Below are 14029 nucleotides of genomic sequence, written 5' to 3'. Positions count from 1 at the left end.
ATTCCTTTGAACCCGACCATATGGCCGCAGTATCCGTGCTGGCTTCTGAAAAGGCCAATAACAGGATCGGACTGTCAAAGCTGATATGGCGGTCTTCCCAATGGGCGCTCGGTCACTCTGTTACACTGATCCTTTTCAGCTGCCTGGCGCTACTGGTAAAATCGGCCCTGCCCCTCGACCTCTCCGCCTACGCGGAAATGACCGTCGGACCAGTGATGATATGGCTGGGCATCTCCGCCATCCGCAGGAACCATCAGCTCAAAAAGATGATGGCAGCACACAAGGTGATTGCCGAGCATGAGCACCTGAACAACGCCCTGCATATTCATGGCCGGCAGGGAGAAGAGATTGCCATGAACCCGCTCAGCCGCTCCTTCTGGGTAGGCATGCTGCACGGCCTGGCCGGTACCGGCGGCGCCTGCGCAGTAGCGCTGATCATGGCTGCCAGTAATACCACCACCGCTATCGGTATCATTGTCCTGCAAAGCGTAGGTATTGTCGTTGCGATGACCACCTATAGTTGTGTACTGGCCTTTTCGGTATCCAGGTTCATCGAACGTAACCAGATAGCATTTAAGTCACTTAACGCAATTGTCGGACTGTTCTCCATTGGCGTAGGTTGCCTCTGGATCTATAACAGCTTTGCATAAAACAGCTTGGACATGCATTTATTTCCATTTACAGCCATATACGCGCAGGACGATTTCAAACTGGCCCTCACGCTCTGCATGATCGATCCCGCGCTGGGCGGTGTACTGGCGCTGGGCGATAAGGGGACCGGTAAGACGACCACGGTAAGAGGACTTAGTCACCTGATGCAACGCACCCTGCCCGACTTCCCATTTGTGAATCTGCCGATCGGCGCCACAGAAGACCGTGTACTCGGCACCGTGAAACTGGATACGCTGATCAATCAAAAGAAGATCGAGATCCAGCAGGGACTACTGGCATCTGCTCACCAGGGCATTCTTTACATCGACGAGGTGAACCTCCTGAATGACTATCTGATGGACATCCTGCTCGATGCTGCGGCCAGTGGCGGCTATTACCTGGAACGGGACGCTGTGTCCCACTGGTTTGAAAGCAAGTTCTGCCTGGTGGGTACCATGAATCCCGAAGAAGGCGAACTACGTCCGCAATTGCTGGACAGGTTCGGACTGAGCGTCACCGTACACACCCCGATGGACAGGACTGACCGTATGCAGATCGTCAGCCGCCGCCTCAGCTTTGATACCGATCCGGCCGCCTTCCTGCAAGAACATACTGCCGCCGAACAGCAACTCGCAGAAAGAATAGCTGCCGCTCGTACGCAGCTGAAACGGGTCACCTATGATGACAGCATACAGACTGTCATTGCGGATACCTGTATCAAACATAAAGTAGAAGGCCTCCGCGCAGATATCCTGCTGCTGAAAGCCGCCAGGGCATATGCCGCCTTCCATCACCAGCCAGCAGTGACGGCCGAAGATGTACATAAGGTAATGCCGTTTGTACTATCCCACCGTTCAAAAAACTATTCTTCATCGCAAAATCCCCGGCAGCAACGGGAGCAACAGTCTCCCCGGGATGAAAAGGAGGGCGATACGATACGAATAAAAATGAACTGAGCCCCCCTCCTGCATCACTACAGGAATACCTGTTACAGGCGACGAAGACAAACAACTACGTACAGCTGAAACGTGCAGCACCCGGCGACCGTAAAGGGGCACAACATAAAACGAACACAAAAGATAGCGGGCTACGGCAGAAACAGGCTTACGCTCCTCCGTCCGCACAGATCGATATAGCCGCCACGGTCAGACACTACCTGGTCCACAACACCCTCGTGGTCCGTTTTAAAAAGGAACTGATCAAGACAGATATGTATGTCTTTTTCCTGCTGGACTCCAGCGGCTCAATGATCAGGGACAAACAGATCGCCTACATCAAAGGCCTGGTGGAAAGCACCATCGCCCGTTATAAAACCCGGCGTATCCGGTATGCAGCAGTCGCTTTACACCAGGGAAAAGCAACCATATTGTCTGCCCCTACCTTGCATGCCGGCGAAGTGCTACAGGCTATTGCCACCCTAAAGACCGGCGGTAAAACGAACATGCAGGCAGGCTTTGCATTGCTGCATCAGCTGCTGAAACGGAATATGCAGGCGAAAGCCAGTCTGTACATCTTCACTGATGGGAAGATCAATGCAGGTCATTCCACACAGCCCTTTGAGGAAGCCGTCACTTATTACAAACAATACCTCTCTGCCATCAGGGAGACAACAGTGGTGGATAATGAGAGTGGCTTTGTGAAACTGGGCCTGGCCGGGAAACTGGCTGACGCGATCAATGCCAGAAGAATGGGGAACGGTGAATGAGGAATGAAAGCGGGTCTACAATTAGCACTGCACCTGATTAAAAAAATGACAATGAACGCTTGCTCAACGTAATAGCTAAACGTATCGAAGGACCACCTGACCATAGGCCCCTTAAAAATTGTATTAGCATCAATTATAGAAGGAACGGGAACCAACATTTGAACAATTCCTAATGCTCAATTTCTAATAACCATGATTCACTACATATCGGGCGGGCAACGCTCAGGCAAAAGCGACTATGCCGCCAGGCAGGCACTCGAACACTCCAATAATCCGGTATACCTTGCCACCTCCCGTATATGGGACGAAGATCACCGGGCTCGTATACAGCTACACAGGAACAGCCGCGATACCCGCTGGGAGAATATAGAAGAAGAAAAGAACATCAGCCGGCTCCAGCTGGAAAACAGGACGGTGGTGCTGGACTGTGTCACACTCTGGCTGACCAACTTCTTCATGGATAACCACTATAATGTGGAGGCGGCAATGAAAGAGGCCCGGACGGAGTTCGATCTTTTCATCCAGCAGGACTTCCACCTCATTATCATTTCTAATGAGATAGGAATGGGTGTACATGCCAGCACGGATAGCGGCAGAAAGTTTGCCGATCTCCAGGGATGGATGAACCAATATATTGCCAGGAAAGCGGATAAAGCCACCCTGATGGTATCCGGCCTTCCGCTCACGCTCAAATAACCCGTAACCGTACAGCTATGACGACATTTGCTATTGCGCCTGTCACCGACAGTATAAAGGCCGCACTACAACACAAGATCGATTACAAGACAAAGCCCCTTGGCGCACTCGGACAACTGGAAAGGCTCGCGTTACAGATAGGTTGTATCCAGCAGACGCTGACGCCCGCGCTGCACCAACCTGCCATGGTTGTCTTCGCCGGTGATCACGGGGTTGCACATGAAGGTGTGAGTCCGTTCCCCCAGGAAGTCACTTACCAGATGGTCTTCAACTTCCTGCAGGGCGGCGCTGCTATCAACGTGTTCGCCCGTCAGAATGGTATGAATATCAAAGTAGTGGATGCAGGCGTGAACTTCGATTTCAATCAGCATCCCGGACTGGTACATGCCAAGGTGGCCATGGGCACCAAAAGCTTTCTGCATGAACCGGCCATGACAACTGCTCAATGTGAAACCGCCATAGAACGCGGTGCTGCGATCGTAAAAACACTACACGATGAGGGCTGTAATGTCATCGGCTTCGGGGAAATGGGGATCGCGAATACTTCCGCAGCCGCGGTCATTATGAGCCTGCTGTGCGATATTCCGCTGGAACAGTGTATCGGCCGGGGCACCGGACTGGATGATGAAGGGCTGATCAGGAAAAAGGTGATCCTGGCGGAAGCGATGATCCGCCACAACCGTATAGATAGAACTCCCCTGAACATACTCAGTACCTTCGGTGGCTTTGAAATAGCCATGATGTGCGGTGCTATGCTGCAGGCAGCAGCTTCGGGTATGATCATCCTGGCAGATGGTTTCATTACCACTGCTGCCTTGCTCGTGGCGTCAAAGATCAATGCGCATGTGCTGGATTATACGGTCTTCACGCACCAGTCAAATGAGCAGGGGCACCGGCTGATGCTCTCCCACCTGAAAGCTGTACCTTTACTGGACCTGGGTATGCGTTTAGGAGAAGGTACCGGCGCTGCTGTTGCCTATCCGGTGATCCAGGCCGCTGTTAATTTCCTGAATGAAATGGCCAGCTTCGAATCTGCCGGCGTGTCGAACAAAGCATAGGTATGAAAAAGGAGGTCCGCATATTTCTGACTGCACTGATGTTCTTCACCCGTATACCGGTGCCGTCACGTATTGACCATAACACTGCTGATCTGAACAGTTCCAGCCGGTACTTCCCGATGGTAGGTATCGTTGTTGGTCTTATTGGCGCAGCTTTTTTCGCCGGCGCACATGCACTCTTCAAAGATATCTTCACAGCTGTCATTATCTCGCTGATCGCCACACTGCTCACCACCGGCGCTTTTCATGAAGACGGTCTGGCGGATGTCGCAGATGGCTTCGGTGGTGGCTGGACCAAACAGCGCATCCTGGAGATCATGAAAGACTCCCGCGTAGGCGCTTTCGGTGTGATCGCACTGATTGTGACCCTGCTGCTGAAAGTTTGTCTGCTGGCCAAGCTCGCACTCCTGATGATCCATACGCAGCTGCTGCCTTTCTGCCTGCTCTATGTAGCTGCTCACGCATACAGCCGTACCATGCCCGTATACCTGCTGCGCTTTATGGCCTATTCCCGGGAAGACGACAGTACATCCAAAAGCAAACCACTGGCCACAAGGATCAGCTGGCCGGGTTTTATACTGGCCAATATTACCGGCCTGGTTCCGCTGACACTGCTGATCACTGTCTTTCATCATTCAGTGTGGCTGCTACTGGTCATTCTTCCGTGCGCGTTACTGACCATCTATCTGTCACGCTACTTCCGTAAATGGATCAATGGTTATACAGGAGATTGCCTGGGTGCCACACAACAACTCAATGAACTCGTTTTTTACATGGGTATCCTCGCTATATGGAATTACATCTGATCCGACATATCAAACCTGACTATCCCGAAGGCACTAACTATGGGCAGACAGATGTACCCCTGCCGGCAGACTATGCCATTATACATGCGGGCATCATCAAACACCTGCCTGAGTATGACGCCGTGTATAGTAGTCCGCTGCGCCGCTGTCAACTACTGGCCGCCGCTATCGCTCCCGGCCATCATACCGATCCACGGCTGATGGAACTTCATTTCGGAGACTGGGAAGGCAGAAAGTGGGACGACATCGACCGGCAGGAACTTGACCCGTGGATGGAAGACTATATCAATCGGGCGCCGCCCAACGGAGAATCCCTATTGACACTGGTGAACAGGTTCGCCGATTTCGTAGATGAATTAAACGCTACGTCGCATCGCCGCGTACTCATCATCACCCATGCAGGCATCATCCGCGCTGCCATGTACCTGTTCAATCACATTCCATTGAACCAGATCATGATGGAAAAAGTGGATTACGGTGGCACCTACACGTTCCGTACATAATGATCGCAGCCAATATAAATTAGTAATTATTCATTCCTAATCAGATGAAGATATATACCAGAAAAGGAGATAAAGGAACGACTGCCCTATTTGGTGGCAGCCGCGTAGACAAAGACGATGTCAGGGTTAACTGCTACGGCACGCTGGACGAAGTAAATTCTACTATCGGATTACTGCGTGCGAAATTAGGGCCGGAACATGAATGGCAGCCTAAGCTGCATAAGATCCAGAAAGACATGATGGACATGATGTCACACCTGGCCAGGCCGTCAGACTGTAAAAAGGAAAATCCCAATCCCAAACCGGAAGATGGCGCAGCGTTCTGCGAAGAGTGGATCGATGAACTGGAAGCAGCTATGACTACTAAGTCCGACTATTTCCTGTTGCCCGGAGGAAATGAGATCTCCGCTTTATGTCATGTGATGAGAACACAGATCCGCAGAGGAGAAAGACTGTTGGTCAGCCTGATGAAAGTGGATCATGTAGACGACTATATCGCGGCCTACATCAACCGGCTGTCTGACCTGTTCTTTATCATGGCCCGTGCTGAGATGGATAAAGCAGGTGTAGCGGAAGAAAAATGGCAGCTGTTTCTTTACAAAAGAAAGAAACAGCCGGAATAAGCTTATTCGTGGTCCACAAATAGTTGCTGCAGGCGTTCCAGCGTATCCTTGCCGGGTTGCTTCCACATGCCACGCTGGATCGCTTCCAGCATACGCTCTGTCATATCTTTCAGTGCCCACGGATTGACCTGTTCTATGAACTGGCGGTTCTCCTCATTGAAAAGATATTCCTGTGTGATGCCTTCGTACATAAAGTCGTCCACCAGGTCGGTGGTCGCATCATACGCAAACAGATAATCCATGGTAGCAGCCATTTCAAACGCCCCTTTGTAGCCGTGGCGCTTTACACCGGCGATCCACTTCGGATTGACAACACGCGAACGATATACTTTCAGGAGTTCCTCCTTTAGCGATTTGACTTTCGGGTTCCCGGGACGGGCATGATCGCCGAAATAAATAGCAGGCTGCTCACCTTTGACTGACTGCACGGCATTTGCCATACCGCCCTGGAACTGATAGTAGTCGTCGGAGTCCAGGATGTCATGCTCCCGGTTATCCTGGTTATGCATGACGATCTGCATATCCGACAAGCGCTTCTCAAATACTTCATGCGCCGATTCACCAATACGGTCAGCGCCATAAGCATATCCGCTCCAGTTGATATATACTTTGGCCAGATCTTCCCTGGACTGCCAGTTCTTTTCATCGATCACGGCCTGTAAGCCCGCCCCATACGCACCAGGCTTGGAACCGAATACCCTGAATAAAGCACGCTTATGCGCCTTCTGCTCTTCCAGTCCTTTGGCCTGCCATTCCTGCTTCTCCTGTATGAAGCGCTTCCGGACAGGATTCTGTTCGAACGGTTCATCCAGTTGCGCGACCTTTTCTACTGCCGCATTAAACAGGGAGATCACATCCGGAAATGCATCCCGGAAGAAACCGGAGATCCGCAGCATCACATCTACACGCGGGCGTCTTAGCAGGATCAGCGGGATGATCTCAAAGTCACTGACACGCCTGTTCGCTTTCTGCCATACAGGTTTCACGCCCATCAATGCCAGGGCCTGCGCAATGTCATCGCCACCGGTGCGCATGGTGGAAGTACCCCAAACGGAGAGTCCGATCGTCTCCGGATAATCGCCATGCTCCTGCATATACCGGTCGATGATGAGCCGGGCGCTCTTCACGCCGAGATCATAGGCCGTCTGAGTCGGGATGGCACGTACATCAACCGAATAGAAGTTCCTGCCGGTGGGCAATACATCCAGTCTGCCCCGTGTAGGCGCTCCCGAGCTACCGGACGGCACATATCCACCATTAAGTCCGTGCAGCAGGTTGCTGATCTCTTCGGTTGTTTGCAGTACTTTGGGCAAAGTATCTGCTATGATAAATGCACATAGTTCTTTTACATGCGGCGTCTGTGGGATGGCGCCATCTCTGAATAGCGCCGCTTTCATGGTATCTCTTGCCATGGCCTCCAGCACTTCTACGACGTCGCCGTTGTGACGACAGGCCAGGAACACGCTGTCCGCACCTTCCGCGGCGAAGGGCACCTGATAGTCGCAGTGCAGCGGATCAATTTCCAGCTGGTGATCTTTCGCCAGTGCCTGTGTAATCCCCATCCTGCCATTCACCGGTATACGATGCAACGCTACCATCAGGTCGATCAGCTGTTCACCTGCCGGTACTTTACCCAGGATGTGCAGTCCGTCCCTGATCTGTGCTTCTTTCAGTTCACAGAGATAGCCGTCCAGTTTTACCAGCAGTTCATCAATATCTTTCACCGAGGCCTGGAGGTCTGTTTCCAGATTAGCTTCCTTCACCAGCTGCCTGATCTGCGTCCTGATCACCGCGGTTCTCTTCGGGTCTACACTATATGCATCGTAATATTCATCGATAAGGTGTTCCAGTTTAGTCAGCACACCATAACTTTCCGCCCGGGTCATCGGTGGTATCAGGTGATCGATGATGATCGCATGATTCCTCCGCTTCGCCTGTGTACCTTCTCCGGGATCATTCACGATAAACGGATAGAAGTGCGGGATAGGCTCCAGCAGTACCGCAGGGAAACAGGATGCCTTACTCAGTGCTACACTCTTGCCGGGCAGCCATTCCAGGTTACCATGTTTACCTACGTGCACAACGGCATCAGCAGCGAAAACATAGTTGACCCAGAAGTAATAGGCAAGGTACCCGTATGTAGGTGGCAGGTCGGGTGAGTGATAGATGGCTTTGATATCCTGGTTGTACCCACGTGCAGGCTGAATACTGACGAAGGTGTTGCCTAACAGGAAACCGGGGATGATAAACCCATCCTGGTTAAAATGAGGCGAGTCTTCCGGTTGGCCCCATTGTGCCGTGATCTTTTCTTTCAGGGCAGGCGCCAATGCGTCATATGCCTGATAGAAAGCATCTTTTGAAAGACTGACCTGATACGGTCTGTGTAAAGTAGTATCAGTATCGTTGGTGATGTAGTGGGTGATGAGTGTGATCAGCTCACTGCTATCCGCAGGAATAAAATTCCCCAGGGCATAGCCGGCCGATCTCATGGCCTGCAGTATCTCTACAATGCTGGCAGGTGTGTCCAGTCCGACCCCATTGGCCAGCCGGCTGTCCTTGTTCGGATAGTTCGGCATAATGAGGGCGACACGTTTATCCCGGTTATTCTTACAGCGAATGGCTATCCAGCGTTTCACGAAAGCGACCACGAAAGCACAACCTTCTTCATGTGTTGTATACTTCAGGATGTCTGAGTCGGTAAGTTCATCCCTTCCCTCGGACGACTTGAACGATACCGCAGTCGTGATGATACGTCCGTCTATTTCCGGCAGGGCAATATTCATGGCTACGTCCGTAGGTGTAAGTCCGAAAAGGTTCTCTTCCCACACCTCCCTGGTACAGGAAGCAAAAATGGCCTGAATGACAGGGACATCCATTTTCCTGAAAATGAACTGTTCGTCAGTTGTATCCAGCAGGGACCTGATTGAGAAACTGGTGGTATTGATCATCACATCGATCAGCGCACCTGTCTTATGTTGCAACAGGTCGGACAATTCATCACAGATCGCCTGATCCCTCAGGTTGCTGACAAAGGCAATCACAGGATGTATATGTTCCTGTCTCAGCTTGTCCGCCAGATAGTATACCGGCTCCAGGTTATCTGCCAGGTAATGCGTCTGATACACGAGTATCACCGCATTCCTCTGCGTCCGACTACCAGCAGTATGCTCTTCCCCCTGTGGGATAATCCCCCGTTCCGGATGAAACAGGAACAGGTCCGGCAAACGGCTGGGAAGAACTATGGCATAGGGCAGATCAAAGAAAGTACGGAACAGGTAACACAGACAACTGACATGGTTCTGTTTGCCACCGGCGCACAGGTATTTCCATACCATATCAGCGACATGTACATCGGCAGTAGAGCTGTTAAGCAGCTCTACGTCGGGTACATCATATCCCGGGAGGAAGAGAACAGGGATCTTCTTTAATTCACAGGCAATGCTGACCGCCTCAAAGAGGTAAGGATAATAACTCTTCCCTCCGAGGAAACGACAGATGACCAGCTTCGCATTACTGATGACTTCTTCCACGTATTTGTCTATGGTCAGCTCCTGTTTCAGATAGACCAGGTTCGCAATACGTAGTGAAGGCAGGGTTTGTCCAGCATCAGCTGACGCATGCAGCGTTCTGTAGGCATTGTTCAGCGAGTGTATTTCCGTGTCAGCGGCTGACAGGAAGATGATATCACCCGGTTGTTGCTGTATATGGAACACCCCTTCGCCATTAGGGTTCCATCCTCCCGGAATAGTTGGAATAAGGTGCATGTAAGAGATTAGCTGACTACAGTCAGTTTTTCATTGATGATAGCGGCCAGGTCCTTGTCATGTAATTCGTCACCGATGACCACCAGGCTGGTTTTACGGGTTTCTCCGTCTTTCCATTTACGGTCAAAGTAATGATCGAAACGGTTGGATACACCCTGCAGTACGAGACGCATCGGCTTACCCGGTACGTCGATAAAACCTTTGATACGGTATATCTCATATGTTTCGATGAGTTCCTTCAGTGCTTCTATCAGGGTTTCAGGTGTATGCGGCGCAGTAATGTCCACGACTACAGAGTCGATATCATCATCGTGGTGATGGTCCAGGCCATTGGCATGATCTTCTTCGTGATGAGAGTGACGGCTGTCCAGGTCATTTTCAGCAGCGGCATTCACGCCTAAAAGGATGTCTGCGGACAATACACCGTTAGCAGCAGCGACCATCTTCACATCCGGACGTACCTTGCCGGCGATGATGTTACGTACTTCCTCATATTGGGTCTCATCTACGAGGTCTTTCTTCGTCATCACTACGAGGTCAGCGCAGGAGAGCTGATCTTCGAACAGTTCTTCGATCGGAGTCTCGTGATCAAGCGAGTCATCCGCCAGGCGTTGCGCCTGTACGCGTTCCCTGTCACAGATCTCACCCGTTGCCTGTCCTACTACGTCCACTACCGTTACTACCGCGTCTACTGTGATCTGTGGTTTCAGCTCCGGCCAGTTGAATGCATGCAGTAATGGCTTTGGCAATGCCAGACCGGAAGTCTCTATGATAATATGATCAATGGTATCTTTACGCTCCATCAGCTGCAGCATTACAGGCAGGAATTCTTCCTGTACCGTACAGCAAAGACAGCCATTATTGAGCTCCAGTACATCTTCTTCATTAGAGCAGCATGATTTCAGGATCTCCCCGTCAATGCCCATTTCACCAAACTCGTTGACAATAACAGCCAGTCTGCGCCCGTTGGCATTTTGAATGAGGTTGCGGATTAACGTCGTCTTACCGGAACCCAGGAATCCAGTAATGATTGTAACCGGGATTTTTGAAGCCATATGAAAGTCAATTTTAAGAGGGTGTAAATTACTGTTTAATTAGTAAGATGAGTCTCCATCTCAAAAAAATCTTTCCATGTTTCAGGTTGGAAATATCTTATCGCAGTAGCGACGCCGGTTGTGTCCAGGTTAGCAAACACTGGCTGATCAATCCGCAACAGAATCTGTCACAATGAACCGATCGTCGTCTGACATTTAAAGCTGTACATTTGGCGCCATTGTGCAGGAATGGAACAAGTTCATATCATTTGACCAGGCTGTCCGGAATTGCTTCTTTTTACTGGACAAAGACATGCTGTGCGAAACGCCGCGGTAAAAACGTCCGGAAGTGAACGCCGGTTACTTTGAAAGCGAACACCTGCACAGCCCTTATCATTTACAACGCATTGTTTTTCAGCACCCTCGTGTGATGGCACCGCCTTTGTATGGCATGGGAGCACCCATTATCTAAACGTATCCTTATGTTCAGGAATTATTTCACCGTTGCTATCAGGAACCTGAGACGCAATCTCAACTATGCTGTACTGAATATGGTCGGACTGACCCTCAGTATTGCCGCCTGTCTGATCATCTTCCTGATCACTAAAAACGAGCTGACCTTCGACCAGCACCACCAGCGGGCAGAACGGACCTACCGGGTGACCCTGCACGCACTGGATTACAACCCCAGTGTATCTCTCGCTGTGGCACCTGCTATGCGTACGTCATTTCCGGAACTGGAAATGGTCACACAGTACTGGCATAACACGAACGCATATGTTAAGGTAGGAGATGCCCGTTATCGTGAAAGCGAATACGCCTATGCCGACCAGTACTTCACCCGGGTATTCGATTATGAATGGTTGCGCGGCGACGCCAAAACAGCCCTGCTGGAACCGAACTCGGTGGTATTAACAGAAAGTCTTGCCCGCAAATATTTCAATAAACAGGACCCTATGGGGCATGTGTTACACCTGAACAACAGGCATCAGCTGAAAGTCACCGGCGTCATAAAAGATCTTCCTCCCAATACCAGCCAGACCTTCGGCCTACTGGTATCCTTTGCCACCATTATACGTGAAATGGAACGGCCAATGCGGGAATTCTACGCTATTGTGGGTGGTGAGACATTCATTGTTACGCCTCCTGGCTTTGACGTCAGTAAGTTACAGGTTCGTATGAAACCTTTTATCAAAGACAACTGGGGTGCAGACATTGCAGCAGGTGCAGAGATGCCATTACAACCTTTAAAAGATATTCATTTTGACCAGCGTTATATTCAGAGTGCAACCACTTCCCGCACTACCTATCTTGCGCTGATCGCCATCGCGGCATTTATTATCATCACGGCCTGTATCAACTTCATTAACCTGGCCACGGCGCAGGCGGTGAAGCGTGCCAGGGAAACCGGTGTAAGAAAGGTACTGGGGGCCACGCATACACAACTGATCAGGCAATTCCTCGGAGAAACAGCCATACTGGTTTTCATCACGGTATTGGCGGGTCTGGTCCTCGCCTATCTTGCATTACCCAGCGTCGCCGCTTTACTGAATGTGCGTATCGGTATCGAACAATTGAATCAGCCGGTGGTATATGCCCTGTTACTGCTACTCGCAATAGTGATCATTCTGTTAGCCGGTCTTTATCCCGCATTCGTACAATCCTCCTTCCAGCCGGTGCTGAGCATGAAAGGTGTTACCAGACAGCCATCTGGCGGGCTTAGCCTCCGTAAATCACTGGTATTTGTACAGTTCCTGGTATCACAGGTACTGATCATCGGCACACTGGTAGTAGCACGGCAAATGGACTTCTTCAAGAACCAGGACCTGGGATTTGATAAGGAAGCAGTGGTGAGTTTTCCGGTAGAGGATATGCAGAAAAAGGACGTACTGGAACAGCAGCTAAAAAGTATCTCCGGTATTAAGGAGATGACCTTCTCTTCCAGTGCCCCTTCCTATAACAATAACTTTGCACCATTCAGATCTCCGGAAAAAGGGATGGTAGATGAAGATGTAACAGAAGTGAAATTCATTGACGAAAACTATATCCCATTCTATCATATTCAACTGCTGGCGGGTACAAACGTATCTCACTTAAGAGATAAAGATTCACTCAGGCAGGTGGTCGTGAACGAGGCACTGTTGCGTAAACTGAACATACATAAACCGGAAGAAGCCGTCGGCATGAATATCGAGTTCGCCGGGGATAAAGTCACCATCAATGGCGTAATACAGGACTTCCAGAGTGAATCCAAACACAAGGAAAGAAGACCGCTGGTCATGACAGATTTCGCCCGCAGAACGGACGTCGTCAGTGTAAGGCTCTATCCTAAAGGGATGCATAACACCGTTGCACAGATAGAAAAGATTTGGTCCGCTACTTTCCCCGATGAACTATTCTCTTACGAATTTATGGATAATCACATTGCTTCATTATATCAGCAGGAAGAGAAGCTCTTTACAGCGTATAGGATTTTTTCCATACTGGCGATCGTGATCGGGTGTCTGGGGCTCTACGGACTCGTTGCCTTCTCTGCTGTACAGCGCAATAAGGAGGTGGGCATCAGAAAGATAATGGGCGCAACGCCTGCTGATATTGTTACCCTGTTAGGGAAAGAGTTCATCACATTGATCGCCGTCGCCTTCCTGGTGGCGACACCGCTGTCCTACTATCTCATGCATAACTGGCTGGGAAATTTTGCCTATCATATTACGCTGGGTCCCGGCATCTTCCTTATTGCCCTGGGATGTTCCATTGCAATAGCAGCGTTTACCATTGCGCACCAGTCGGTGAAAGCAGCAATAGGCAATCCGCTGAAGAGTATCAGAACAGAGTGAAAATCAAAACGCGAGTAATAACAAGCCAGCGAGCGGGCCTGCTTATTTTTATTACTCAACAAATATGTCAAGGAACTACCAGAGTAAACACAGTCACTTTGTGCCTTATTCAGCTCCGGATACAATAATACCGGGATTTAAAACACATTTTCTGATCATGTACGTGAACTGCAGAATTGTGTACGTGAACTGCAGCAATCAGGGGTGGAAACAGACCAGCAAACAAATCGTTGTATTTCTGTAGGAATATGGGAAGTAATATATTACGCGGAAGGGCTTCTGGTGTTGTTTTCTGGTTGTTGTCTTGTTAAGGTAAGCTTTCTCTTACGTTTCTCCTACGTTTTAAGACGTA

At 50.3% G+C, this 14029-nt stretch carries 11 protein-coding genes; 9 read left to right on the top strand and 2 right to left on the bottom strand.

Going from position 1 to position 14029, the window contains the following annotated elements; genetic code table 11:
- Window positions 1-20: 20 nt before the first annotated feature.
- From GWR21_RS02560 to GWR21_RS02525, 8 genes are all read left to right on the top strand, one after another.
- Window positions 21-650 (top strand): hypothetical protein, encoded by a 630-nt coding sequence (locus tag GWR21_RS02560; protein ID WP_238430144.1) that lies wholly within the window; start codon window positions 21-23, stop codon window positions 648-650.
- A gap of 12 nt (window positions 651-662) precedes the next feature.
- Window positions 663-1607 carry an ATP-binding protein gene (locus tag GWR21_RS02555; RefSeq protein ID WP_162330217.1) on the top strand — a complete coding sequence of 315 codons (945 nt, stop codon included), beginning with the start codon at window positions 663-665 and terminating at the stop codon, window positions 1605-1607.
- A gap of 218 nt (window positions 1608-1825) precedes the next feature.
- Complete coding sequence (locus tag GWR21_RS02550; protein ID WP_162330216.1) at window positions 1826-2356, top strand: vWA domain-containing protein; 531 nt, start codon at window positions 1826-1828, stop codon at window positions 2354-2356.
- Between the two features lie 192 nt (window positions 2357-2548).
- Window positions 2549-3052, top strand: a complete 504-nt coding sequence (locus GWR21_RS02545) for a bifunctional adenosylcobinamide kinase/adenosylcobinamide-phosphate guanylyltransferase (RefSeq protein ID WP_162330215.1) — start codon at window positions 2549-2551, stop codon at window positions 3050-3052.
- Window positions 3053-3069: 17 nt separating this feature from the next.
- Window positions 3070-4110: a nicotinate-nucleotide--dimethylbenzimidazole phosphoribosyltransferase gene (gene cobT / locus GWR21_RS02540; RefSeq protein ID WP_162330214.1), complete on the top strand. Its 1041-nt coding sequence runs from the start codon at window positions 3070-3072 to the stop codon at window positions 4108-4110.
- A gap of 2 nt (window positions 4111-4112) precedes the next feature.
- Window positions 4113-4916, top strand: coding sequence for an adenosylcobinamide-GDP ribazoletransferase (locus GWR21_RS02535; protein ID WP_162330213.1), 804 nt, complete (start codon window positions 4113-4115; stop codon window positions 4914-4916).
- Window positions 4901-5419, top strand: a complete 519-nt coding sequence (cobC, locus tag GWR21_RS02530; protein WP_162330212.1) for an alpha-ribazole phosphatase family protein — start codon at window positions 4901-4903, stop codon at window positions 5417-5419. Before GWR21_RS02535 ends, cobC begins: the two co-directional genes overlap by 16 nt.
- A gap of 44 nt (window positions 5420-5463) precedes the next feature.
- Complete coding sequence (locus tag GWR21_RS02525) at window positions 5464-6042, top strand: cob(I)yrinic acid a,c-diamide adenosyltransferase (RefSeq protein WP_162330211.1); 579 nt, start codon at window positions 5464-5466, stop codon at window positions 6040-6042.
- A 2-nt stretch (window positions 6043-6044) separates the two neighbouring features.
- Here GWR21_RS02525 and cobN read toward each other — a convergent pair whose 3' ends face one another.
- Complete coding sequence (gene cobN / locus GWR21_RS02520) at window positions 6045-9806, bottom strand: cobaltochelatase subunit CobN (RefSeq protein ID WP_162330210.1); 3762 nt, start codon at window positions 9804-9806, stop codon at window positions 6045-6047.
- 8 nt (window positions 9807-9814) lie between these two features.
- Window positions 9815-10861, bottom strand: coding sequence for a cobalamin biosynthesis protein CobW (gene cobW, locus GWR21_RS02515; protein WP_162330209.1), 1047 nt, complete (start codon window positions 10859-10861; stop codon window positions 9815-9817).
- Between the two features lie 461 nt (window positions 10862-11322).
- Here cobW and GWR21_RS02510 point away from each other — a divergent pair, with 461 nt between their 5' ends.
- Window positions 11323-13677 (top strand): ABC transporter permease, encoded by a 2355-nt coding sequence (locus tag GWR21_RS02510; protein WP_162330208.1) that lies wholly within the window; start codon window positions 11323-11325, stop codon window positions 13675-13677.
- The last annotated feature ends 352 nt before the right edge of the window (window positions 13678-14029 follow it).

Source organism: Chitinophaga agri, assembly GCF_010093065.1.
GTDB classification, from domain to species: Bacteria; Bacteroidota; Bacteroidia; order Chitinophagales; family Chitinophagaceae; genus Chitinophaga; species Chitinophaga agri.
The sequence above is the reverse complement of the archived record's forward strand: the minus strand, read 5'-3'. Positions and strand labels throughout refer to the sequence as shown.